The organism is Neisseria sp. P0018.S001 (assembly GCF_051957355.1).
Classification (GTDB): Bacteria; Pseudomonadota; Gammaproteobacteria; order Burkholderiales; family Neisseriaceae; genus Neisseria; species Neisseria subflava_A.
The window spans coordinates 222884-248171 of the sequence record NZ_JBQCWN010000001.1; the positions used below are offsets into that span (position 1 = coordinate 222884).

Below are 25288 nucleotides of genomic sequence, written 5' to 3' on the forward strand. Positions count from 1 at the left end.
ACGTATTGGTAATGCTTTTTGCAACGTATGTTTATCTTGTATAAATAGCTGCTTTAATCTTTATCTGATTGATGTATATATAATTTATTGTAATTTTTGTCTGAGTGGGCATTTTTTCCCGACTTCCGCCCGGATTGTATATAACCAAAACTGATAAACGCGAAAGCAAACATTATTTCCAGTTTGCATCCAATCCCGATAAAGTGCTCCCATATTTTCAACAGGAGCCGACCATGAATATCCGTACCCTTTCTTTTGCCGCATTGACCGCCGCGCTGGCGTTGAGTGCCTGCTCTCCCAAAAACGAACAGTCTGCCGACAATGCAGCTTCCGCAGGCAAGGGCGGTAATGTGAAGCTGTTGAACGTCTCTTATGATGTCGCACGAGATTTTTATAAAGAATACAATCCTTTGTTTGTCAAAGAATATGCTGTGAAAAACGGCGGTGCAACGGTTGAAATCCAACAGTCGCACGGCGGCTCCAGCAAGCAGGCTTTGGCCGTGGCCAACGGTTTGGCCGCCGATGTGGTCACCATGAACCAGACTTCCGATATCGAGCTTTTGGTGAAAAAAGGCTTGATTAAAGACGATTGGAACACGCGCCTGCCGGATAATGCCGTGCCTTATACCAGCAACGTCGTTTTCTTGGTGCGCAAAGGCAATCCGAAACACATTCAAGACTGGGGCGATTTGGCCAAAGACGGCGTGCAAATTGTTTTGGCCAACCCGAAAACCACCGGCAACGGCCGCTACGCCTTTTTGGGCGCGTACGGCTACGGCTTGAAAGTCAACAACGGCGATGAAGGCAAAACCCAAGATTTTGTGGCCGCATTGCTGAAAAATACGCCTGTATTTGAAAACGGCGGCCGCGCGGCAACGACGACATTCAGCCAACGCAATATCGGCGATGTATTGGTTACCTTTGAAAACGAGGCCAACTACGTCAGCAAAAAACTGACTCAAGATCAATTTGAAATCGTCTATCCGAGCTACACCATTATTTCAGAAGCACCGGTTGCCGTCGTGGACAGCGTGGTCGATAAAAAAGGCACGCGCGCCGCTGCCGAAGCTTACCTGAAAAACCTCTGGAGCGAACCGGCTCAAGAGTTGGCCGCCAATCTTTATCTGCGTCCGCGCAATGCCGAAGTGTTAGCCAAACACAAAGCCGACTTCCCCGATATTGAAACCTTCAATCCGAATGAGAAGTTCGGCGCTTGGTCGGACATCATGAAAAAATTCTTTGCCGACGGCGGATTGTTTGATCAGCTTTCCGGTAAAAAATAAGATTTGAACATAGAGGCCGTCTGAAATTTCAGACGGCCTTTTGTTACAATAAGCCTTTCCCTTATCCACCTTTTCCCATGTCCCAACGCAAAATCATCCATATCGATATGGACGCATTCTACGCTTCGGTAGAACTGCGCGATCAGCCGCATTTGAAAGGGCTGCCCGTCGTTGTGGCGTGGGACGGTGCGCGCTCGGTCATTTGTGCCGCGTCTTATGAAGCGCGCAAATTCGGTTTGCACTCGGCCATGTCGGTGGCGACGGCAAAAAGGCTGTGTCCGCAGGCGGTGTTTGTGCCGCTGCATTTTGATTTGTACCGCCAAGTGTCGGCGCAGATTCATGCCGTGTTTCGGCGTTATACCGATTTGATCGAGCCTTTGTCTTTGGACGAAGCCTATTTGGATGTTACCCGAAATTTTAAAAATATTCCGTACGCCAGCGAGGTGGCCAAACGCATTCGCGCCGAAATTTTTGAAGAAACCGGTTTGACGGCCTCCGCAGGCATCGCGCCCAATAAGTTTTTGGCCAAAATCGCGTCCGACTGGCGCAAGCCAAACGGACAGTTTGTATTGCCGCCGCCCAAAATCATGGCGTTTTTGGAGAGCTTGCCGTTGGGTAAGATTCCCGGTGTCGGCAAAGTTACGCTGAAAAAAATGAATGCCCTCGGTATGCAGACTGCCGGCGATTTGCGCCGTTTTGAGCGCGGCGAACTTTTAAACCATTTCGGCCGCTACGGCTACCGCCTTTACGATTTGGCACGCGGTATCGACGAGCGGCCGGTCAAAGCCGAACGCGAACGCCTGCAAATCTCAACCGAAATCACTTTGCCCGAAGATTTGTCTTTGGAACAGGCTTCAAGCCATTTGCCGCACCTTGCCGAAGACCTTTGGCGGCAGATTGAGCGCAAAAACGTTGAAGCCAAAGGCGTTACCCTCAAACTCAAAACCCATGATTTCCGCATTATCACGCGTTCGCTGACGTATTCTTCCGTCCTTCCCGACAGTGCCTCGCTGCTTCAGGCGGCGCATACTTTGCTGCAACGCATACCGCCGCAACGCGAAGACGCCTTCCGCCTGATCGGCATCGGTGTGAGTCATTTGCTGCCGAAAAACCAGCAGCAGACGCTTTGGTTATAAAGAAATAGAAAAGCATTCTTTCCGTTTGAAGATAGGGCGCAGGACAATATCGTTCCATAACCATATCGACAGCCGTTTCAACAGGCCGTCTGAAAATTATTAGGAACAACCAGCCATGTCTTTATTCCGTCCTCAATTTTGGAAAATCCCCGAAACCAATGATGCCGAACGCCGCCGCCTGCCTGAGTTGGCGGCTGCTTTGGAGCGCCGTTTGCAAGACATTGTCGCGCGCTATCCGCAAGCCGTGTTCGCATCCAGCCTTGCGGTTGAAGATATGGTCATTACCGATGCCGTTTGCCGTCTAAAACTGCCCATCCGCATCATTACGCTCAATACGGGCAAACTCAATCCCGAAACCGCCGCACTGATTGCCGAAACCAATGCGCGTTATCAAACCGAATTGGAAGTGTTTTATCCCAACCGGCAAACCGCCGATGAATTTGAAGCGGAATTCGGCACGACCGCCATGTACGACAGCGTCGAGTTGCGCCGCCGTTGCTGCCATATCCGCAAAATCGAACCGCTCAACCGCGCTTTGCACAACGCGCCTGCCTGGCTGACCGGACAACGCCGCAGCCAGTCCGAAACGCGCAGCGAATTGAATTTTGAAGAGCTGGATACGGGTCGCAACATCGCCAAATTTAATCCTATTTTCGATTGGGAAGAGCAGGATGTTTGGGCATATGCACACGAGCACCAAGTTCCGCTCAATGCGCTTTATCATCAGGGCTATCCCAGCATTGGGTGCGAACCCTGCACGCGTCCGGTCAAGCTGGGCGAAAATATCCGCGCCGGACGATGGTGGTGGGAAAGCAAAGACAGTAAGGAATGCGGTTTGCATAAATAATCAAAGGCCGTCTGAAAACGTTTCAGACGGCCTTTTTGACGGCTTAACAATTGATTTATCAAGAATTTGTTTTCCGATCAACGAAAGTGGAAAGCAGGGCGGTATCGATGTCCCATTTCCAAATACCTTGATCCGAGCCGTCCATGCCGCGCAGGAAGAGGTAGCGGATGGCGATTTTGGGCAAGGGCTTGCCGCGCAGGGCGTAGTAGCGCGCGATGGCAACGGCGTAGATCAGGGCTTGCAGGTAGTAGTGATGATGCGCCACGGCTTCGTTCATCGCCTGTTGCGTATACGCGCTTGCATCGTTGCCCAAATGGTTGGATTTGTAGTCGATTAAAACGACATGGCCGTCTGAATCTTGGCAAACCATATCAATAAAGCCGTTTAAATAGCCTTGCAAATCATGGAAATCAAGCAGTTGCGCGGCTTGGACGCATTCGGGCGGCAGGTTTGCTTCGCTTGAGGCAAACCAACGGCGCAAGTCGTCCAGTTTGAAATCGTCCATGTACAGGGTGAACCCCATTTCGGGCAGGCGTCGGGTCGGCGGAATCTGCGATAGGTTCTCGTTGATTAAAGGCGTCAGGCGGCAGGTGTCAAGCATGGCGCTTACCGTTGGCAGCCATTTGTCTTCAAAGCTGTGGCGTTGCAAAACTTCGGCAATCATTTCGGATTGGCTTTCGGCAGAGGTGGCGAAGTCGAGTTTTTCCAACATTTCATGCAAACATACGCCGGCATTGGTGCCGCGGGGAAAATGGTGGATATCGAGGCCGTCTGAAAGCGAGGACGGCAGGTTTTCAGACGGCATGGCACGGTCTGCGCTTTCTGCAGGATCAATGGCAGGTTGCAAAGGCTCGTGTTGTTCGTCGGTTGACTTGGTGTGCCTGCTCAAACCGGTAAAGCTGGTGTGGCGGATAAAGTCAAAATCGCGGCGTTTAATGCTATGTGCACTCAAGGCTTGGTCTTGCTGGCGACTGTATTGGTAGACGGTTTCTGGCGGGGCTTCTTCCGTGAAGGCAAACTCCGTATTTTCGGGCGCGTTTGTGATAAAGCGTTGCCAGTTGGTTTTGAGCATTTCCACAACGTCTGTCGCGCTTTTATAGCTTTGGCTGACGCTTTCACGGCCAGCATCCGGCAAACCTTCGAGCAGATAGGCAAAAGGATTATTTGGCGTACAGTTTTTGTTGGCGGCAACGTAGATGTTGAGCTGTTCTTCGGCGCGGGTAAGGGCGACATAGAGCAGACGCAAATCTTCAGCCGTCTTTTCGTCGGCAAGATGGCTTAGTTCTGCTTCCGAGGTTTGCGATTTTGCCAGCAGCTCGGTTTCGTGGTTTTCAGTATGCAGGATTTTCCAGTTTTCTTTGGAATTGTCTTTGGTATCCCACGCGAAGGGGCAGTACACTAAAGGATATTGCAAACCTTTCGATGCGTGCATTGTAACGATTTTGACCAATTTTTCGTCGCTTTCAAGACGGATGGTTTGCGCATCTGACGGGAAATGGCCGCTGCGTGCACGGCTGATTTGTTCGTTTAACCATTTATGCAGGGCGGCAGGGTTGCGGCTTTGACTGTCTTCTTCGGCCAAAAGCTCCAGAATTTGGTAGTAGTTGGTCAGGCTGCGCTCGTTGCCGCCCTTGAGTAGGCGTGTTTCGATATCATGTAGGGCGGCAAACTGCTGCACGGCGGCAAAAATGCCGCCTTTCCGCCATTTTTCCATGGCCTCGGCAGATGACTCCAGCCATTTCAGCAGCTGGTGTTCGTTGTGGTTGAGTTCGTAAATCTCTTTGGCGGTATAGCCGAACAAAACGCCGGTCAAGACAAAGCGCAGCCAGTCGGTTTGCCTTGGGTTGAGCCAAAAGCCGATCAGCGCGGACAGAGAGTCTGCCTCGGCAGAATCGAAAACGGACTGGCGCGACAGCAACACGCTTTGGATACGGCGCTGTTTCAGTTTCCTTGCAATCATCGCCGCTTCGTTGTTGGTGCGCACCAAGACGGCAATATCGCCGGATTCCAACGCGCGGCCTTTGAAGTTCAGACGGCCTTCGGCTGCTTCATTGAGCGCAAAGGCAATTTCATCGGCGCAATATTCGGCGGCACGGACGCGCAAAATCTCTTTGCCGGTTTGGTCGTCCGTATTGAGCCAGCGCACTTGGATGGCAGGGCGGTGTGGCGACAGCCGGCTTTCGGCGCGGCTGGCGGAGACATCGCTGTAATCGATGTTTTCCAATACGAATGGATGTTTTTTTTGTTTGAACAAGGCGCTGATGCCGTTAATCAGCTTGGCATGGCTGCGGTAGTTGACGGCGAGGGTGTAATGCCTGTCCGCATCTTGTGCGGCTTGCAGATAGGCGTAAATGTCCGCACCGCGAAAGCTGTAAATCGCCTGCTTGGGGTCTCCAACGAGAAACAGCGGGCAGCCTTGTTCGATAAAAATTTGGCGGAAAATTTCGTATTGCAACGGGTCGGTATCTTGGAATTCGTCAATCAGCGCGATTTCCCAGTTTGCCGCCGCCGCTTTTGCCAACGCGTTGCCGTGTTCATTGGTGGTCAATGCCTGATGGACATCCAGCAGCAAATCGTCAAACACGCGCTCGCGGCGTGATTTTTTTTGTTCGGCAATGGATTGGTTGATGTAGGAAAGGAGGTCGAGTTGCAGGCAGATGAAGACTGCTTCTTCTGCACTTTCCATTGCCTGCAAATCACGACCGAGATTAGCCAAGGCTTGCAGCTGAATAATTTCCGGCGCATCGGCATCGGCTTTATATTCTTTTTTCAGTTTACTGTTGAGCGTGTCGATATTGAAGAGGCTTAATTTTTTTAGTGTTTCTTTGCTCAGGCGGGGCAGACGGTTGGATTCAGTGTTTGTTTTTAAATCGGTAAAAACATTTTCAAAGGTTTTTCTTTTGTAGGTTTGGCCGTTAAGTTTGGGCAAGATTGTCCAAAACGCTTTTTCCAAGTCTTCCAACTGGTTGCAAATTTTTTCCCATGTTTCTTGAAGGTTGGCTTGGGCTTCTTTCAAATCGCCTTCAGGCCGTCTGAATTTCAGATAGGGGCGGCCGGTATAGCTTTTGATTTCGGCAAGCATTTCTTCGGGCGTGCATTTCCGGTCAAAAACCAATTGTGCCAATGTGGCATCGGTTGCCACTCTCTGCCGCCAAAAGTCTTGCGCAGGAATCAGCAGCCTCTCGCGCGAGTCGTCCGACAGTTCGACATCCAAAGGCGCGCCGCACAAAAACGCGTAATCGCGCAAGACGCGCTGACAGAAGCCGTGGATGGTGTAAATCGATGCGTTGTCAAACTGGCTCAGGGCGGCTTTGAGGCGGAGAATCAGGCGATGGCAGCTTTCCTGTCCGTCTTGCTCGCCTAAAGCCAAAGGAATCAATCGATTGAGAAAGTCATCGGGGGATTTTTTCTCTTTTTCGTAATATTTGTTCAGGCCGTCTGAAATATGTTCCGGCTCGCCGCCCAAGGTTTGAATTTCGTTCAAAACCTGCAACACTTCGTCCAAACGCGCGCGCAAACGGGTTTTCAGTTCTGCCGTCGCCGCTTTGGTAAAGGTAACGACCAGAATTTTCTCGATGTCTTTTTTTTCTAAAACAATCAGTCGGGTAAAAAGCGCGGCAATGCCGTAGGTTTTACCCGTACCGGCAGAAGCTTCGATGAGGTTGGTACCGTCGATGGAAAGTGTGAGCGCGTCAAAAGGAAGGGCGGAAGACATGGTGGGAACGGAATAATATTAGCGAGGCATTATCATAACAGAGATAGTGTGTTGTTTTGCATTGATGATAAAAATGCCGTCTGAAAACTTTCTGTTTTCAGACGGCATGTCTTAATGGCTATTAAATGACTTCAATAGCGCATCTTAGTAGCGCAAACGGCGTCTGGCGTAGCTTGGTTGGCGAGGACGGTAGGTATAACGGTTCGCCGCAGGAGCTTTACTGTCGTCATAGTAGTACGCAACATTATTACCGTTGATGGTCGTATTGTTGACGCTCAAACCGGTTGGAGAGCCGGTAGTAATAACAACATTGTCGCTTTGGATGGTGTTTGCCGTATTGGTTACGTTGGCTTCGTTTTTACCTTTGGCGTTGATGCCGCCGTTTGGTTTGCCTGAAGCGTAGCTGCCGTTGACATTGACGGTCAGATTTTTTTCGTTAACGCTGCTGATCGCGCCGGAAGTATTGACTTTGTTGCCTTCTACTTCAACGGAGTTGTTGGATACCAGGTTGGTGCCGTGCAGGTTGACGTCGCCGTTGTTGGCATTGATTTTAATCTCGTTGCCGGCCGCTACATTCGCGCCTGTGGCGGTAGATGAAGCGTTATCGGTTTTATTGACGCCGACAGAGCCATTGACGTGAGGAACGGCAACACCGGTTTCAACATTGATTGTCGCGCCAGCGCCGATACCGACATTAACGGCTGTACCTTGGTTGGAGGCAGTATTGGCTGACTCGGTGAAGGTTACGCCGTTGCCTGCGGTAATGTTGACGTTGTTGTTGGCAGTAATGTTGGATGCGATTTCAGCAGAGTCTTTGGCGTTGATGACAACATTGGTCGCATTCATATCGCCTTTGACGGCGGTAGATTCTTTTTTGTTTTCATCAGCGTAGTTGACGTTCAGGTTGGCATTCACATCAACGTTTGAACCGTCTTTGGTGTATGCGCCGACAGTCAAAGAAGCGCCTCCTTGTTTACTGCTGCTGTTGCTGGTGTTGTGGGCGGCAGTGTTGTGGTATGAACCTGCATCAATGTTGATCGCACCGGTAACATCATATTTTGTACCTTCATCAGACACTTTGTCATTTGCCAAAATGATGGCATTGCCTGCGTTGATGGTGGTTACGGTTGCAGTGGATTCATTGTGGGTCGAAGAGTTGCCTTGACCTTGTGCAGTGATTTCACCGCCGATGCCTTTGTTGGTGCTGATGCCAACAGAAACGACCAAACCGCCGCCGTTTTGTTTCACATCGGATTTTGCACCGCTGTGTGCCGCTGCATGGGTAACGTTTTTGGCAGATTCAACCACATTGCCGGTCGCGTTAATCACGGTACCTTCTTGATTAATATTGCCGTTTGCAGTGATGGTAGCGTTGCCGCCGGTGTTGATGTTGGATACATGGGATGTATTCGTTACGGTAGTTGCATCTGTTTTGGTGCTGGTAATGCCGACAGATACGCCGACGCCTGCAACGTTATTTTTTTCGTATGCAGTAGCAGATACGCCCAAATCGGTTACGCGGCCGGATTCGGTCACAGTGCTGCTGCCTTTGGATGCAACAACATTGACGTCATTGGCTGCGGAAATGTTGACAGATTCTTCGCCGTTGACTTGGCTGCCGCTGACGGTAACGTTTGAGTTGGAAGACAACTGGGTGTTTTTACCGGTCAAAATGCTGCCGTTCAGGCCGACAGAATGGGTGTCGGTGTGGGTATCGGTAAATTTGATACCGGCTTTGGCAGTCACGCTGCCGTTTTCTTTATTGGTTTCGATACCAGAGTAGCCTTTGATGGAATACTCGTTGACCTGCTTGTTTTCTACTGCTTTGGCTGCATCAATGGTCAAATCGCCTGCGGAAGACAGTTGCAGTTTTTGTGCCGCAAACAATGCAGAACCGATCACATTGATGTCTTTGTTGGAAACAACGGTCAGGTCGGCATTGGAAACCAGGGTAGAACCGGTTACTTTTTCAATGCTGCTGTTGCTGCTGGTTTTAGAGGTAGTGATATTGAAAATCGTACCTTTACGCGCGCTTTGTGCGGAAGTATCGGTGCTGGTGGCGTTTTTAATATCAACATTGCCTGCTTTGGAGCTGACGAATGTACCGGCTTGGCCTTCAACGGTACTGCCGTAAACGTTGACGCCGTTTTTTGCACCCAAGACTACGTTTGAGTTGGCAGTAATGTTGCTGCCGTGCAGGTTTTCTGTACGGTTGTTTTGAACTTGGCTTTCACCGCCGAACAGGCCGCCCCAGTATTTTTTCTGGTCATCGAGGCTGTTGGTATTAGTGGTGGTTTGAGTGCCCAAGTTGATCTTGTTGACATCGGTAACGACATTGCCGTTTGCCGCGATGCTTGCGCCGTAAGTGCTCAAATCGCCTTCGGAAATCAAACCGATATCACCGGCTGCGGAGATTTTGGTTTGATGGGCGGTAGAGTTTTTGGAAGATTTTGTAGCGATACCGGTTTTCAGGGCGGCAGTTTCATTTTTGAAGCTGACATAAGTCGAGCTGCTGTCGGTTTCGCTGTTGCTGCTCAATACGATTCCTTGTTGGGCGGCAATGCGAGCATCAGCAGCCGAGTTTAGTTCGGTCGCATCCAATTGAACTTTGCCTGTGGTGGCAATATTGACAGAGCCGGCATTGATTTTGGTTTGATGCAGGCTTTCGTCAGCAGAAGAGCTCAGGTTGTTGTTGTACCAAAGGCCTTTGCTTTGAGTATGGTCGGATTCTATGCGGTTGGTGGTTTTTACCGCGTTAGAATTGAAGTTGCCTGTGGCAGATGCGGTCAGCGCGCCGGCATTGATGTTGGCTGCGCTCAGGTTGAGGCTGCCGCTATTGTTCAAAGTCAATGACTCGGATGCATTGATATTGCTGGCGGTAAAGGTTTCCGTTTTGTTGCGGTCTGAACGGAAGTGCTGAACATTTTTCGCCTCTTTGCCGCTGGAAGACTTGTTAGCAGAATGGCTGTTAACCGTGCCTTTGATGTCGGTATCGCGGGCAAACAATTCCATTTGTGCGCCGGTCAGATTGGCAGACTGGATGCTCAGGTTGCCTTTGCTGTCGATATTCAGGTAGCGGGTGCCGGTAATCGCCGCATTTTGAATGTTTTGTTTGGCGCGTTTGTCGGTCGCGTGGATGCGGATGGTACCGGCACGCATACTGCCGAAGATATGACCGTCAAGCACCGGCGCATTTGAAGCAGCGTCCAATGCTTCGATTTGCGAGGTTTTGTAGTCGAAGTTGCTTTTGCCTGAAGAAACGTTGATGGCGTCGGCGGCATTAACATTGGCTGATTTACCGACAACAACTTGCGGCGCGAGCAGGTCAACTACGCGGTTGCCGCTCAAATTGCCGTTTACTTGCAGTTGTTTGCCATTGTCGCTGATATTAAAAGATTTCAACGTGCCGTCTGAAACGGTTGGCGTACCGACAACCAAGGATGTGCGGTTGGCATTCAGGATGCTGCCGCCGTTGTGGGTAATGCCGTTAGGGTTTGCCAAAACATAGTCTGCGGCAATACCGAAGATCTCTTGCTGACCCAAGATCAGAGAAGGGTTTTTGCTGACCACTTCGTTCAAGATCACAGATGCGGCCTGACCTTGGAAGTTTTTGTTGGCAGACAGGTTTCCGGCCAGTTGGGATTTACCGGCAGACAGGGCGTTATTCAAAACGGCACCGTGTTGGGAAACGTTGTACTTGTTATATTGGTTGTGAGAAAGACCTTGGGCCGTCGGTGCGGCAATGTTGACGATGTCAACATTGTGTTGCTGCTGTACCGAAGTTTGGCCGATGGCTTCGATATTGGCCGCTACCGCTGCATTTCCCAGGAATGCAAAGCACACGGCGACAGTTACTTTGCCAGAAGCTGAGAGCTTAGGCTGATATAAAGTGTCGATTTTCATGGATTTTAATCCTTATTTATCGTGATGGAGATTGAATCAGAAATCCCATATCGGGTATGAGATTTCTGTTGAGGAAATTTTGAATGTATTAACATTGTTATAAAATTTTTTACAATAATACCACCAGTACGGCCTTGTGTGCACTATTTCAAATGCAAATATAAACCGCCCATCTTATTGATATTAATGAAAAATTAATAATGTTAAGATGGGCGGTTTATATATTGGATAAAAGGATATATATTTACATAACTTTAAAATGGAATGCGCAAAGAAACGGTCACATGATCCTGTATTTCACTGTTTGATTGGTTGGGCATGCGCGCAAAACCTTTGCCATAGTCGGCAGAAAGTTGCCATTTATCCGCCTTGCCCAAATTCAAACCTGCAACCACACCCATGGCGCGTTGCGAACCTTCGTTATTGTTTTTGGCAACGCCGATGTCTGCACCCAGATAAGGCTCGATATAGATGCCGTGAGGCGTATTGCGGCGGAAATAAACGGTATTGCTTAACAGGACTGCGCTGTTTGCGCTCAAAGAAGTTGAACGGAAACCGCGTACATTTTGATGACCGACGACGTCCATTTCTTTGGTGGCAAACAAATCATGAGGGCTATATTGGGCATCGATTTGGTGATGGTTGCGCACGATCCATTTACCCAATGGGCGGTTTTGAATCAAATTGCTTTGCAAGGATACAGAGGTATAGCGCTTGTCGAACGGCGTATGTTCGGTATTTTTCGCAAACCCTTGTTCCACGCCGATATTGTTGAGCCAAATACCGTTTGGCAGGATGGTTGTATGCGACAGGCCGACTTGTGCCGAATAGATTTCCGGGCTTTGCAGTTCCAGTTTGCTGTCGGCAAATTTTGCAGTCTGTTTCACATAATCGATGCCGGCATAGGCGGAGGTAATGTGTTTTTGACTGCGTGAAAATACGCGGTCCGCTTTGATTCCTGCCGCTTTGGATTTGGAGCGGTAGGCATAGCGCGTTACGCTGGGCGTTAAGATGCTTTGCGATTGCGACGCGGCGGCGTAAGTGCTGAATGTCCATGCGCCATAAGGTACTTGGTAGAACATACTGCCGCCGCGACTGTAATGGCTGTCGTGATTGTTTAGATTGGTATAGCCGTTTAGATAAAGGGAGTCGCTCAATCCCAACGGGCTGCCGACATTCAGGCTGCCGCGAAGTGTCGTGGTATTGGGTTTGCTGCCTTTATTGTCGATAGTCACGCTACCGCCCCAATGTTTTTGGGCATCGTTGTTGAGTTGGATGGAGGCGGTGCCGTCATCATGCGGATAAACATCGATGCTGACGTTGTTGCCGGCAACATGGTTTGCCTGTTCAATACCTTGGTCGAGGTATTGGATGTTCAGCGGTTTGCCTTGATGATCGGGGAAGAGGGTATTGACATTGACCGTACGGGAGCCGCCGGTAATTTCACGGATTTTGCCTTCGATGACTGCCAATTTCAGGACGCGTTCAGGCGTGGTTTCAAATTTGATTTGCGTATGCGGATAGCCTTGAGCGATATATTCGGCAACGATATCCCGGTTCAGTTGGTTGATACTGTTTTGATTGATGCATTTGGGTAACTTGGCTTCAATCTTTTTGGAATCGATGAGGGTAATACCGGAAAGCTCGATACCGGTGTAATCCAAGCATTCGGTATTGTTTTCAGACGGCATTTCTTGTGCAACCGCGTCATTATCTTGCTTTTTCTGCAAATCCCATGCCGACTGCTCGCGTTTTTGGATTTCGACGGAATGAATTTGGTCGAGATTGTCGCGGAAGTCTTTGTCGAATTGGTTGGGTACGTTTTTATCGATTTGATCAAGCGGATTCGGCGTATTGGCCGCATAGGCGTTTAGCGCGGAGAGAATCAATACAGGCAAGGGAAGAAGGCGGGATTTATACATGGTGTCGTAATTTTATAGGGATAATGATTGGGTTTATTTTATCGAAAATAGCTGCTTGGGCGTATCAGTTTTTATCGTTGTCTGTAATCAGGGTTTATTAAGCAACAAGTGGATAAATTTCTATGATAATACCATAAAAGTATTAAGGGAATTTAAATAACAAAAACCTGCCTTTTCAAAGGCAGGTTTTTTTCAGACGGCCTTTGAGCCGTTAAAGATTTTGCAAACGCTCGACAGAAGGTGCGTAGTAGTAAGCACCTGATACGGCTTTAGACAAATGTTTCAACAGCAAGTCGGTTTTGCCGTCAGATTCGCCGAACATATTGAGCAGTTGAACTTCAATATTGTGCAGCGTGTTGCAATAGGAAGTGAACATCAGACCATGTTCGCCACTGAGTTTGCCGAAGGGCAGGCTGCGGCGAACGATTTTCAGGCCAACGCCGTTTTCTTTGACATTGACGCGACCGAGATGAGAGTCGGGCAGGCGCACGTCTTTGCCGAATTCGTCATTGGTTTCTTTGCTGCGGCCAACGCTGGCTTCTTGTTCGGCAGTAGAAACAGCATCCCATTTTTTCAAATCGTGCAGATATTTTTGAAGCAAAACATAGCTGCCGCCGGCATCCGGCTTGCCTTCGGGAATGATGGCAACATTGCGCACATTGTCATCGCCCTGCGGATTTTCCGTACCATCGACAAAACCGTCCAAGCCGCGGTCTTCATACAGGCGCAGGCCGTGTTCTTCAGTGGCTACTCGGATGCTATCACCGAATGCGCTGAAAACAGATTGGGCCAAGGCGTAGGCGGCTTTTTGCTCGGTGGCTTGAATGTGGATATAGAGGTCGTGTTGGGTGGAGGGTGCGAGGCCGTTGCCCAATTCTGGGAAAGGTTTGATTTCGCTGCCTTCGTCAGTATGGCCGAACGATTGCCATGCGCGGCTGCCAAAGGCAATGGTCAAACCCAAAATATCATTCGGAAAACGGGTTTTCAGTTTAGCCAGAGCCTCCAAAGAAAGACGGCAGGCAGATTTGATGTCTTCATTGCGGCCGTCTGAAATGTCTGCTTCGATAAAAATACCGGCTTGTGCGTGATCAGGAATAATGGCTGATTGGGGATGGCTCATGATGATTCCTTTCAAAATATTATGGGTTTTTACGCGGGGGATTATACACTGAAAGTTTCAGACGGCCTAAAATCTGCCTTTTGATTTTTTAGGGCGGAAAGGCATGTTTGGCAAGATGTTTTTTGTGAGCGTCATTCTGTTGCAAGTGTTTACATTCGGGCTCGGGCGTTCGCTGCAATGGTTGTTTGCGCCTTGGATTGGCAAAGTCGGCAGACGTTGGCTGATGGGTATTTCCTATTTCATTACAAACGGCTTGTTGGTCGGTTTGCTGCTGGAGTTGGGACATATAATATTCCGCGCGATGGCGTTTTGGATGGTGATCTTGCTGTTTGTGATGTATGCCGCGCTGGCGACATTTATCCTGTATCTTTTGCTGCGCCGTTTTATGGCACGCCAACTGCTGTCACGAAGCCTGCGGCTGTTTGCGCCTTTGTTTGTGGCCGGTTTGCTCGGTTTTGGGATGTATAACGCCTATACGCCTGTTGTTCGCCATCAGACTGTATTCATCAATAAGAAAATGGATAAGCCGCTGCGTATCGGCGTGGCCAGCGATTTGCACTTGGGGATTTTGTTTGGCGCGCGTCAATTGGACAAGCTAACGGACATCATGAAGCGGGAAAAAGTCGACATGGTGTTGCTGCCGGGGGATTTGATGGACGATACCGTTGATGCCTACCTTAAAGAAAACATGAAACCGCATTTGCAGAAGCTGACTGCGCCGATGGGCGTTTATGCCACTTTGGGCAATCATGACTGGTTCCGCGATCAGAAGCGTATCAAACATGAATTGGAAGCGGCAGGTTTGACGGTTTTGGCCAATCAGGTTCTGGAAGTGAATGGTGTGTTGCTGGTAGGGCGGAGCGATGATTTGGATCGCAAGCGTCCCAGTGCGGAGCAGCTTTTGGAAGGTCAAAATACCCAATTACCGGTTTTATTGATGGATCACCGTCCTACTTCAATCGAAACCCATGCCCGGCTGCCGATTGATGTGCAGGTCTCCGGCCATGTCCACAACGGCCAAGTTGCACCTGCCAACCTTATCGTCCATACGCTTTATCGTCTCGCTTATGGTTATGAAGCAATCGGCAACGGCCATTTCTTCACCACTTCGGGCTATGGCTTCTGGGGCATTCCCCTTCGTTTGGGTTCGCAATCAGAAGTGTGGATTATCGACATCAAGTCAAAGCATTGAAATAGAAATATAAACTTCAGGCCGTCTGAATTTCAGACGGCCTTTTTTATGAAAATTGGGAAAAATATTGAAATTGGATTATAATCAATGTAAAAAATCAGCCACCGATATGAGTGGCATCATAACTAGGGAACTTACTATGGGTATTATTAGTCTTGCACTTATCTTCGTATCAATCACCGCCGTCTTATTGTATTTCAAACAACAGTTGAAAGACCGCAAAAAAGACTGTCGCGAATCTTTTGTCTCTTTGCGCATTGCGCTCGACTGCCGCCATCAGGCTGTCCGTCATATATTGGATGCATACAGCAAACACCTGCAAGAGCAGGGCATTGCATCGGATCAAAACGTTCAGCAGATGTGTGCCGAAGTCGAAACCGCATTGGCGCAAACTGTCAAAACATTTTCCGAATCCAAAATCAAACATCTGTGTGAAGCCGAAACAGCATTGAATTATGCCCTGAAAAAATTGCAAACTGCCGTCAACGGTCTTTTGAAACAGTATCCTGATAAGAAATTGGCCGGTTTGATGGAAATGCTGAATGCAGCAGAAGCGGAAGTCGCATCGGCACGCCGCACTTACAACCGCAGAGCCGGAAGTTACAACCATCATTTAAACAAGCTGCCCAACCGTCTTGTCGCCAAGCCATTAGGCTTTGACAAGCAGGCAGGATTGGTTCGTTTTACGGAAAATCAAACGCAACGCATGAGCAGCAATATGTTGGCTTAAAAATTAAGCAGTTTGCTGAATAAGCGATAAATAAAAGGCCGTCTGAAATATTAATTTCAGACGGCCTTTTGTGTACTGTTAATGAAAAGTACTTAGGCTTTGGCTAATTTATTGAGCAAAGCGGATCAGGCTGTCGGCAAGCTTATCGGCTGCAGTTTCGTAACCTTGTGCAGAGAAGTGAACGCCGTCTTTGGTTGCCAAGCCTTGAGCCATCCAGCTTTTCATGCTGCATGCGCCCCCCATTGCATCTTGCCAAGACCAGAACATGATTTTTTCGTCACGGGCAACGCGTTGCTGCATTTGTTGTACTTCGCTGAGCAAGACCGGACGGTTGCCGCAGCTGCCGTAGGCGGTTTTCAAAGATTCCGGAGCGCCGAGGATCAGGATACCTGCGTTGGGCAGGGTATTTTTGATTTGGCGGATGTAATTGCGCCATGTCCGTTCGGTAGAGGAAATATCGAGATTGCCGGAAAAGGCTTCATTGGTACCGTAGGCAAGGATGATTAAATCGGCTTTGGTTTGTGCCAAATCTTCCCACATGCCCGGCCGCCATTTTGACCATTGGGATAACTGCGCGCCGTTGATGCCCATGGCGGAAACAGTTACGCCGCGTCCGGGGCGTTCGATATTAATGAAACCGATTTGCCAAGGCATGCTGCTGCTGAGGGTCATCGGTAGGGAGGCATTGGTATGCATCAGTTGCCAACCGTTTTGTGTGGCAGGGATTTCGTGGCCGTTGACGGTCAGGGTTTGCTCGGACCAAACCGGTTTGCCGAAAATGGAGATTTGTTGCATATCCATGTTGCCGTCGGCTGCGCTTAAGGTAACGCTGCCGCCATCGGCGCGTGCTTCAATACCGCCGAAAGAAAAATCGCTGTGTGATTTGCGGCTGCTTATGGTGTTCCAACCGCTGCCGTTGTAGCGGACGGTTGCCATACGTTGGCCCTTGACGGTGTTGGGATAAACCCAACCGATGCCGCCGTTGCCCCATTGTTGTTGCAAACGGCGACGAAGGCGGTCGGTGAAGTAGTCGCCGGCGGTGTGGGAGTCGCCGACTTGGATGATGCGGAATTTGCCGTCTGAAGTGTTGTTGAGCTGTTGCAGTTTGTTCAGCCAGGCAGGGCGGTTGGAGCCGTAGTTGCTTAACAGGCCGTCATTGGTTGCGCAGGCGGTAATAGGGAGTGCGAGAAGCGTGAGGAGTAAGGTTTTATTAAATTTCATGGTTGTGTATCGTGTGTAAAATTAATTTTTTCCATAATTTTTCCGGCCAATAGCTTTTGGCCTTCTGCGGAAAAGTGAATGCCGTCCTTACTGCGGTAACGGATGATTTTTCCATCTACTTTGACAGAGTCGGCATATTCTTCTGCGCCATTGCTCAACAGTTTGTCGGTCGGCAGCCAAATGGCTTGAGGCGACACCGTACCCGACAGGATTTTGTCGAGGTAGCGCATCTGTTCGTTGAGCTTGGCTTTTTTCATGTAAGGAATGCCCAGCCAGATGACTTGGACATCATGTGTAGAGGCTGCATCAAGAATACGGCGGACGCGGTTGAGGTATTCTGCCTCCCATTCGGGGGAAGCGAACTTCAGGTATTTTTTACCCATCGGGAAATCCCAAGGGTCGTTAGGGCCTAAGAATACAACCAAAACGCGGATGTCAGGTTCTTTTTGCAAAGTTTGTTCGATGGTTTTCGGCCAGTCAAAGAAATTGGGGTAGGACAAACCGGTACTTTGTTTGCTGAGGTTGACCGATTGTACGCCATATTCTTGCTTGAGGTGCTTTTGTACGAAAGGTGCAACGCCCTGCATCAGCGAGTCGCCGGCAAAGAAAACTTTGTTGCCTTTTTTCAATACAACCTGCGTTGCCGACTGATCAGCCTGATTGCTTGGCTCGCTGGCTGCGGTATCCGTATTGTTGGCTACATCAGAAGCAGCAGAGTCTTTTTGGTTGTCCGATACCCCAATATCTTCGGTATTTTCAGACGACCTTGTTGTTTCAATGCCAGAGTCTTCCGAAGCCAAAGTGTCTTCTGCTTCCAGCGAAGCTTTCAGGCCGTCTGAAAATTCGTAGGCTTTTTGTTGCCAATCCGCACCGATACGCCACCAAGCGTATTCGGATAAAGGCTCAAGCGGACTGTTTTCATGATAGGTTTGCTGCCAATAGGCATTGATGGAGTTTTGGGCAAACCACGTCAGCGCAACCGCACTGAGCAGAATCGAAACAAACAGGGAGATAAAGCGTTTCATGTTCTGCTCCTTAGAAGTTGGCGTAAATAAAGCCGGGAATGCCGGACGGGGCGAAGACGATAATCAGGGCGAGGATAAGCGTGATGGGGATAAACCACAGCCATGCAGGCAGTTTGTCCAAGCCTTTTACCGATGCTTCAAATAAGCGAAGCAAATATGGGTATAGCAAAAGCATCAGTGCAAAGGCACCCAGCAACATGAGGTCGGTCGGTAGAGGCGCGTTCCAACCTTTGTCATTGGCAAATAATGCGCTGAACAGCATTTCCGTATCGGCAAGCGTTGCGCTGTTGAACACGACAAAAGCGAAACAAACGAAATGGAAAGTAAACAGCCAGGCGAGCGGTTTACCGATTTTCAGACGGCCTAAAGCATTGCGGCCAACGATTTTATCGCCACAATTAAGAAATACTAAAGCCGCACCGTGCAACGCGCCCCAAATCAAAAAGCTCCAGCCGTAGCCATGCCAAATGCCAGAAAGCAACATGGCAATCATTAGGTTGAGCTGGGTGCGGCCGAAGCCTTTTTTGCTGCCGCCCAAAGGGATATAGATATAGTCGCGAATCCAAGTGGACAGGCTGATGTGCCATCTGTCCCAGAAGTCACGGATGTTGATGGCGCGAAGCGGCGCGGCAAAGTTTTTCGGCAGCTGGAAGCCGAGCAGCATGGCCAAGCCGATGACCAAATCTGAGTAGCCGGAAAAGTCGAAAAAGAGTTGGAAGGTGTAGCCATAAATCGCAGACAACACGCCCCAGCCGTCGAACTGGGCCGGATTTTCAAAAACAGGCGATACCCAGCCTTCCGCCAATACGCCGGCAAGCCACCACTTTTTGGCAATGCCCAACATAATCAGGCCAACCGCCAAAGCCGGATAAATCAGCTGGCGTGCCTGTTTGGTGCGGATTTGCACCAATGCGCCTGCTTGTTCGCCATCTATGCTTTTAAAAGCGGCTGCACGGATAATCGGGCCGGATGTGATGGTGGGGAAGAAGCTCAGATGCAGTAGGAGCTCGTGCCATTCAAAACGCTCTCCCTTAGGCTCACGGTAGCAATACACCAAGTAAGCCAGCGATTGGAAAGTGTAATAAGACAAGCCCAGAGGCAAAAGGATGTCGATGATGGCGCTTTGTCCTGTATATTGCTGAATAATCGGGCGGAAAAAGTCGAAGTATTTGAAGAAACACAAAACAGTCAATGCCGCCAAAATACCGCAACCCAGCCAAAATTTGCGGATATGCTCGTTTTCAGAAAACATCAGCACGCTGACCAGGTAAACCACAGACGAGTAAACCAAAATCAGCGCGGCAAAGATGGGGTCGATACGGTAAAGCCAGCCCAGTCCGGCAACCAAAAGTAAAACGTTTTGAACTTTCGGCAAACGTGCAAATGCCCAGTACAGCGGCAAAAATACGATAAAGAATACCGCAAACTCAATAGACAACAACGGCATGACAATTCCTTGATGTGTTTAAACTTTCAAACTTTTCGATTGATTGTTATTTTTGGGCGTTAAGTTTGGCACGAATGACTTCAACTACTGCAGGTAAAATCGAAATTACGATGATTGCCGCCATGACTAAGCCCAGATTGTTTTTGACGATGGGGATATTGGCGAAGAAGTAGCCTGCATAGGAAAACGACAATACCCACAACACTGCGCCGATAATGTTGTAACGGATAAACGTCGCGTAGTGCATATCGCCCATACCGGCGACAAATGGCGCAAACGTCCGCACAATCGGCACAAAGCGGGCAATGATGATGGTTTTCCCGCCGTGTTTTTCATAAAACGCATGGGTTTTTTCCAAATACGAACGGCGGAAAATTTTGGAATCAGGATTGGCAAACAGTTTTTGTCCAAAATACTTGCCAATCATAAAGTTGGCCGCATCGCCTAAAATGGCGGCCGCTAAGAGCAGCAATACCATGACATGGATGTTCATGCCGCCGATGGCCGCAATACCGCCGGCAGCAAACAGCAGCGAGTCGCCGGGTAAAAATGGAGTCACGACCAAACCGGTTTCGCAGAAAATCACAACAAACAAAATCGCGTAAATCCACGGGCCGTATTGGGCGGAGAGGTGGACAAGGTGTTGGTCGATATGGAGGATGAAATCAATAAGGGTAGAAATCACTAGGGTTCCCAAATAAAAAGGTCGTCTGAAAAAGAACAGACAAATGTTTCGGCCAGAAGTTCGACATTGTAAAACCAAAGCGGAATAAAACCAATGCCGTAAGCGCGTCAAGATATGTTTAGAAGTGCAGATATGTTGCAGGTATAGGCTTCAGACGGCCTTTATCCTTGATGGTGAACCGCAAAACAACGTAAAATAAAACCGATTTCAACCTAACCGGTGCGCCTTTGTGAACCAGCTCATCTTCGATTTTGCCAGCCATGATTATCCCGGCTTCGACAAATTTCTGGGAACAGAAAATGCCGAGCTGGTGTATGTGTTGCAGCACAAACATGGGCAATTTATCTATGTTTGGGGCGAAGAGGGTGCAGGCAAAAGCCATCTTTTGCAGGCATGGGTCGCACAGGCGCTCGATGCCGGACGAAATGCCCTCTATATTGATGCCGCCGCCACGCCGCTGACAGAAGCCGCGCTGGATGCGGAATATCTTGCCATTGACCAAATCGAAAAGCTTAATAATGAAGAACAGGCTTTACTGTTTGCCATCTTCAACCGCTTCCGCAACAGCGGCAAAGGCTTTTTGCTTTTGAGTTCCGAATATACGCCGCAGCAGCTCGTTATCCGTGAAGACCTGCGTACACGCATGGCGTATTGCTTGGTTTACGAAGTCAAACCGCTGACCGACCGGGAAAAAATCGATGCGCTCGTCAGCATGGCGGCCGCCCGTCAGGTAACCATCGATCCGGAAATCTTTGAATACCTGATGAACCATTGGCGGCGCGATATGGACAGCCTGATGCAAATGCTCGATACCCTCGACAACTACGCCGTTATGATGGGCAAGCGCATTACTTTGCCGCTTTTGCGTCAGCTTTTAAAACAACAGGAAACCCAATGAAAAACCTTGCCATTTTCGACCTCGACAATACCTTGATCAATACCGATTCGGATCACTCCTGGCCGCAATACCTGATTAAAAAAGGCATAGTCGATGCGGCTGAAACCGAGGCGCAAAATGAAAAGTTCTACCAAGACTATCAAAACGGTTGTCTTGATATTGATGCTTTCCTCAAATTTCATCTCGCGCCTTTAGCCCGTTTCAGCAAGAAGGAATTGGCTGAGTTTCATCGCGAGTTTATGGCCGAATATATTGTTCCGCACATTTCTCCGATGCAGCGTATGTTGGTGCAAAGCCATCAAATGGCGGGCGACGAAATGTTGGTTATTTCTTCGACCAACGAATTTATCATTACCCCTATCTGCCAGCTTTTCGGTATTCACAATGTTATCGGCACACAGCTTGAAACCGGCGAAGACGGCCGATATACCGGCAACTATATCGGTACGCCCAGCCTGAAAGAAGGCAAAATTACCCGATTAAACCAATGGCTTGCCGAGCGTGGCGAGACATTTGAAAGCTACGGTAAGGTTTATTTTTACAGCGACTCCAAAAACGACTTGCCGTTGCTGCGTATCGTGGACGAACCTGTCGCCGTCAATCCGGATGCCGAGCTGGAAAAAGAAGCCAAAGCAAAAGGTTGGCCGATTTTGAATTTCAAATAACGACGAATCAGGCCGTCTGAAATATTTAACCTAACCACAACCCTAATAAGGACTAAAACATGAAAACGACTAAACTCCTCGCCTCAGCCCTGTTGTTTGCCGCTGTATTCGGTACTGCACAAGCAGCCGATACCGAAACTCTGGAAGCCATGAAAGCGCAAAACGGCAGCGTTAAAACCGTTTTGATGGATGTCTTCACAACTCCTGCCGGTAATGTCGACCGCGTGAATATCATTCAATCCAGCGGCAATCCTGAAATGGACGAACGCGCAGTGAAAAGCGTTTCCAAATATCCTTATCCGAAACGCAAAACCGCATCTAAATATCAGCACGCCGTTACTTTTGAAACCAATGTCGAAGTAATCAACAACTGATTTGGACGCAAGGCCGTCTGAAAAATAGAAGGCGTTTTGATTGGGAAATTCTCTGTCAAAACGCCGTTTTATTTTTTAAACAAGTATAACCAAAATTGCCGTAAAACCACACGCTCCGGTGCTATACTAAAACAAATAAACCGCTTCATCACACATCATGTCTCCCCGTCCAGTTACCATTACTTCCTACAATATGCACAAAGGCATGTCTGCGCTCAACCGCAAAGTACAGGTCAACCGCATGGCTGACGCGCTGGGTGCATTGGGTTCGGATGTTTTGTTTTTACAAGAAGTCCAAGGACAACATCTCAACAGAAGCCGTCGTACCGACTTCCCCGATGCGCCGCATTACGACATCATCGGCGACAGCCTGGATTATCATCGCAGCTACGGCAAAAATGCCGTCTATCCCAAACGACACCACGGCAACGCCATTCTCAGCCGCCTACCGCTGAAAACGGAAAACAACCTCAATATCAGCGTCAATAAACTCGAACAACGCGGCCTGTTGCATTGCGAAGTCGTGCCTGAAGGTTGGGAAGATCCGCTGGTGTGTTTGTGCGTCCACCTCAACCTGCGTGAGCCGGACCGCCTCAAACAATACCGTGCCATCAGCGACTACGTTGGTCGATACATTCGTCCGGAAAGCCCGTTGATTATCGCCGGCGATTTCAATGACTGGCGGCAGAAATCAGCGCGTGAGCTGGGCAGGGCATTAGATTTGAACGAAGTATTCGTCGATAATACAGGCAAACGCCCCAAAACCTTCCCTTCGCGCCTGCCCATCCTCAGCCTCGACCGCATTTACACGCGCAATCTTGATGTCATCGATTCTGAAATCCACAACAGTAAAGACTGGCAGCATTTGTCAGATCATCTGCCATTGAGTGTAACAGTTAGGCCGCATCGTAAAATGAATATGAAATCAGATAGAAAAATGTAAGGCTGAAATTTTTTAAAGCACTATTGGCAATGTATCGAAAGAAAAAGTTTTTTCAATCAGATATTTGAGATAAAAACAGGCCGTCTGAAAAGTTTCAGACGGCCTGTTTAAGTTTATAAAAAAGCGCAAACCTTTTTAAATCAAAAATTTGCGCTTCAAATCTGGTGGAGGCGGGGGGAATCGAACCCCCGTCCGAAAGTCCTCTACAGAGCGTTCTACATACTTAGTTGTGTCTATTTAGAATCTCGTCCCCATCATGCCGACCAACAGGCCTTCAGAGAACCAGTTACCTTAAATCTCGTTTCCTGCCAAGTAACCCGACAGAAAACCAGTCAATGTAGAATGACGTTGCGGTAGCTCGCGCTACACAGCCCATTGACCAACTGCTGCAACGGCAGGCCTTAAGCGGCCAGTGCGTAAGTTTCGTCGTTTGCGACTATTTAAATTCAGTGTTTAACGGGAAATCTGAGACCCCGGTATGCCCGCATCTGCTTTGCAACCCCCGTCGAAACCAAGATCGCCCCCAGATAGGAAAAGTCGATTATACGCATGTCAGCGTGCTTTGCCAAGTTGCCGATTAATTGAAAAGGCCGTCTGAACAGCAGTTTGCTTTTTCAGACGGCCTGTTTGGCTTAGATTTATTGATGGTAGTTTTGCAAGAAGCGTTTGAGTTTGTCCATGGCTTCTTCGATTTGATGAACGGGCGGCAGGGTAACGATACGGAAGTGGTCGGGGCGTATCCAGTTGAAGCCTGTGCCTTGGACGAACAAGACTTTTTCACGCACGAGCAAATCGTAGACGAATTTCATGTCATCTTGAATACCGTACATTTCGGTATCGATTTTTGGGAACATATACATCGCACCCATCGGTTTGACGCAGGAAACACCGGGGATTTGGTTTATCAGTTCCCATGCTTTATTGCGTTGTTCCAACAGGCGGCCGCCGGGCAGGATAAACTCGTTGATGCTTTGATAGCCGCCCAAGGCCGTCTGAATGGCGTGTTGCATCGGCGTATTGGCACACAGACGCATGGAGGAGAGCATGTCGAGGCCTTCGATATAGCCCTTGGCATGATGTTTCGGGCCGTTGAGCACCATCCAGCCTTGGCGGAAACCGGCCACGCGGTAGGCTTTGGAGAGGCCGTTAAACGTAATGGTCAGCAAGTCGGGGGCGAGGGCGGCAATGTGATGGTGTACGGCGCCATCGTAAAGAATTTTGTCGTAAATTTCGTCGGCAAAAATAATCAGGCCGTGTTTACGCGCTAATTCGGCGATTTCCAGCAGGATTTCTTTGCTGTACACCGCGCCGGTAGGGTTGTTGGGGTTGATGATGACGATGGCTTTGGTTTTCGGCGTAATTTTGGCTTCTATATCGGCCAGATTCGGGAACCAGTCGTTTTCTTCGTCGCACAAATAATGACGCACATTGCCGCCGGCCAGTGTTGCAGCGGCGGTCCACAGTGGATAGTCAGGCGCAGGAATCAGGATTTCATCGCCGTCGTTGAGCAATGCCTGCATGGACATGGTAATCAGCTCTGACACGCCGTTGCCGATGTAAACGTCGTTGACGGTAACGTCGAGCAGTCCTTTGGTTTGATAGTAATGAACGATGGCTTTGCGTGCGGAATAAAGGCCTTTGGAGTCGCAATAGCCTTGAGAAGTCGGCAGATTGCGGATGACGTCAACCAAGATTTCGTCGGGCGCTTCAAAGCCGAACGGGGCAGGGTTGCCGATATTGAGCTTGAGGATTTTGTTGCCTTCTTCTTCCAGTTGCAGGGCTTTTTTATGAACCGGGCCGCGGATGTCGTAGCAAACGTGGTCCAGTTTTGATGATTTGGGGAATTTCTCCATGATGTGTGTTCCGTAAAATTGTAGACAATGGGATAAATGTACTCTTTTTGAGGGTAAATTAAAAGGGTTTCAGACGGCCAAAGTTTAGTTATTGCGCGCTTCATTTCGGCGAATCGTCACGCTTTTGCCGCCTATGCCCCAGTTGTCCATATCGATTTCGTCAATGACGACGACGGTCGTCTCAGGGTTTTTGTTGAGAACGCGTGAAAGTAATTCGGTGACGCCGCGGATTAATTCGGCTTTTTGCTCTGCACTCGGGGCTTCATTGCCGCCGGTTACTTTGATATTGACGTAAGGCATGGCTTTTTCCTTTTAAAATAGCGTTCATA

At 49.1% G+C, this 25288-nt stretch carries 19 protein-coding genes and 1 other RNA gene; 9 read left to right on the forward strand and 11 right to left on the reverse strand.

The annotated features are described in order from the left end of the window. Positions 1 to 239: 239 nt before the first annotated feature. The 3 genes from ACTHTJ_RS01080 (at position 240) to ACTHTJ_RS01090 (ending at position 3266) form a co-directional block, all read left to right on the forward strand. Positions 240 to 1283: a sulfate ABC transporter substrate-binding protein gene (locus tag ACTHTJ_RS01080; protein WP_210389038.1), complete on the forward strand. Its 1044-nt coding sequence runs from the start codon at positions 240 to 242 to the stop codon at positions 1281 to 1283. Between the two features lie 77 nt (positions 1284 to 1360). Beyond that, positions 1361 to 2419: a DNA polymerase IV gene (gene dinB, locus ACTHTJ_RS01085; RefSeq protein WP_070584166.1), complete on the forward strand. Its 1059-nt coding sequence runs from the start codon at positions 1361 to 1363 to the stop codon at positions 2417 to 2419. Positions 2420 to 2534: 115 nt separating this feature from the next. Further along, positions 2535 to 3266 (forward strand): phosphoadenylyl-sulfate reductase, encoded by a 732-nt coding sequence (locus ACTHTJ_RS01090; RefSeq protein WP_070584167.1) that lies wholly within the window; start codon positions 2535 to 2537, stop codon positions 3264 to 3266. A gap of 58 nt (positions 3267 to 3324) precedes the next feature. On the opposite strand, the gene recB is transcribed toward ACTHTJ_RS01090, so the two are convergent. The 4 genes from recB to ACTHTJ_RS01110 form a co-directional block, all read right to left on the reverse strand. Further along, entirely contained in the window at positions 3325 to 6981 is a 3657-nt protein-coding gene (gene recB, locus ACTHTJ_RS01095) for an exodeoxyribonuclease V subunit beta (protein ID WP_070584169.1), read from the reverse strand. A gap of 144 nt (positions 6982 to 7125) precedes the next feature. Then, complete coding sequence (locus ACTHTJ_RS01100; RefSeq protein ID WP_070584171.1) at positions 7126 to 10884, reverse strand: hemagglutinin repeat-containing protein; 3759 nt, start codon at positions 10882 to 10884, stop codon at positions 7126 to 7128. A gap of 254 nt (positions 10885 to 11138) precedes the next feature. After that, positions 11139 to 12806 (reverse strand): ShlB/FhaC/HecB family hemolysin secretion/activation protein, encoded by a 1668-nt coding sequence (locus tag ACTHTJ_RS01105; protein ID WP_070584172.1) that lies wholly within the window; start codon positions 12804 to 12806, stop codon positions 11139 to 11141. Between the two features lie 211 nt (positions 12807 to 13017). Beyond that, positions 13018 to 13926 (reverse strand): Dyp-type peroxidase, encoded by a 909-nt coding sequence (locus tag ACTHTJ_RS01110; RefSeq protein ID WP_070584173.1) that lies wholly within the window; start codon positions 13924 to 13926, stop codon positions 13018 to 13020. 103 nt (positions 13927 to 14029) lie between these two features. Between ACTHTJ_RS01110 and ACTHTJ_RS01115 the strand changes: the two genes are divergently transcribed. Then, positions 14030 to 15118: a metallophosphoesterase gene (locus ACTHTJ_RS01115; RefSeq protein ID WP_070584175.1), complete on the forward strand. Its 1089-nt coding sequence runs from the start codon at positions 14030 to 14032 to the stop codon at positions 15116 to 15118. Positions 15119 to 15257: 139 nt separating this feature from the next. Continuing rightward, positions 15258 to 15848, forward strand: coding sequence for a LemA family protein (locus ACTHTJ_RS01120; protein ID WP_070584177.1), 591 nt, complete (start codon positions 15258 to 15260; stop codon positions 15846 to 15848). A 108-nt stretch (positions 15849 to 15956) separates the two neighbouring features. Here the strand turns inward: ACTHTJ_RS01120 and ACTHTJ_RS01125 are convergent, their stop codons facing one another. From ACTHTJ_RS01125 to ACTHTJ_RS01140, 4 genes are read right to left on the reverse strand one after another with little or no spacing between them, the layout of a single operon-like run. After that, positions 15957 to 17069: an SGNH/GDSL hydrolase family protein gene (locus tag ACTHTJ_RS01125; protein ID WP_070584180.1), complete on the reverse strand. Its 1113-nt coding sequence runs from the start codon at positions 17067 to 17069 to the stop codon at positions 15957 to 15959. Continuing rightward, positions 17066 to 18094, reverse strand: coding sequence for a peptidoglycan O-acetyltransferase PatB (gene patB, locus ACTHTJ_RS01130; protein WP_070584182.1), 1029 nt, complete (start codon positions 18092 to 18094; stop codon positions 17066 to 17068). Before patB ends, ACTHTJ_RS01125 begins: the two co-directional genes overlap by 4 nt. A 10-nt stretch (positions 18095 to 18104) precedes the next feature. After that, on the reverse strand, positions 18105 to 19541 hold the full coding sequence (locus ACTHTJ_RS01135; RefSeq protein ID WP_070584183.1) for an MBOAT family O-acyltransferase: 1437 nt from the start codon (positions 19539 to 19541) through the stop codon (positions 18105 to 18107). 46 nt (positions 19542 to 19587) lie between these two features. Further along, on the reverse strand, positions 19588 to 20226 hold the full coding sequence (locus ACTHTJ_RS01140; protein ID WP_070584185.1) for a DedA family protein: 639 nt from the start codon (positions 20224 to 20226) through the stop codon (positions 19588 to 19590). 229 nt (positions 20227 to 20455) lie between these two features. On the opposite strand from ACTHTJ_RS01140, the gene hda reads away from it, so the two are divergent. The 4 genes from hda (at position 20456) to ACTHTJ_RS01160 (ending at position 23106) form a co-directional block, all read left to right on the forward strand. Next, positions 20456 to 21124: a DnaA regulatory inactivator Hda gene (gene hda, locus ACTHTJ_RS01145; RefSeq protein ID WP_036490522.1), complete on the forward strand. Its 669-nt coding sequence runs from the start codon at positions 20456 to 20458 to the stop codon at positions 21122 to 21124. Beyond that, positions 21121 to 21789: an HAD family hydrolase gene (locus tag ACTHTJ_RS01150; RefSeq protein WP_070584186.1), complete on the forward strand. Its 669-nt coding sequence runs from the start codon at positions 21121 to 21123 to the stop codon at positions 21787 to 21789. Before hda ends, ACTHTJ_RS01150 begins: the two co-directional genes overlap by 4 nt. 59 nt (positions 21790 to 21848) lie before the next feature. Continuing rightward, a complete protein-coding gene (locus ACTHTJ_RS01155; protein ID WP_070584188.1) occupies positions 21849 to 22163 on the forward strand; it encodes a TonB family protein in 315 nt (104 codons plus the stop codon). Positions 22164 to 22320: 157 nt separating this feature from the next. Next, positions 22321 to 23106, forward strand: a complete 786-nt coding sequence (locus ACTHTJ_RS01160) for an endonuclease/exonuclease/phosphatase family protein (protein ID WP_070584190.1) — start codon at positions 22321 to 22323, stop codon at positions 23104 to 23106. A gap of 162 nt (positions 23107 to 23268) precedes the next feature. Here ACTHTJ_RS01160 and ssrA read toward each other — a convergent pair. The 3 genes from ssrA to ACTHTJ_RS01175 form a co-directional block, all read right to left on the reverse strand. Beyond that, positions 23269 to 23631: a transfer-messenger RNA gene (gene ssrA / locus ACTHTJ_RS01165) on the reverse strand. Between the two features lie 113 nt (positions 23632 to 23744). Further along, the gene (locus ACTHTJ_RS01170) at positions 23745 to 24959 is read right to left on the reverse strand and encodes a pyridoxal phosphate-dependent aminotransferase (RefSeq protein ID WP_070584192.1); all 1215 of its coding nucleotides are present in this window, start codon (positions 24957 to 24959) and stop codon (positions 23745 to 23747) included. A gap of 84 nt (positions 24960 to 25043) precedes the next feature. Then, complete coding sequence (locus ACTHTJ_RS01175) at positions 25044 to 25259, reverse strand: tautomerase family protein (protein WP_070584194.1); 216 nt, start codon at positions 25257 to 25259, stop codon at positions 25044 to 25046. Positions 25260 to 25288: the final 29 nt, after the last annotated feature.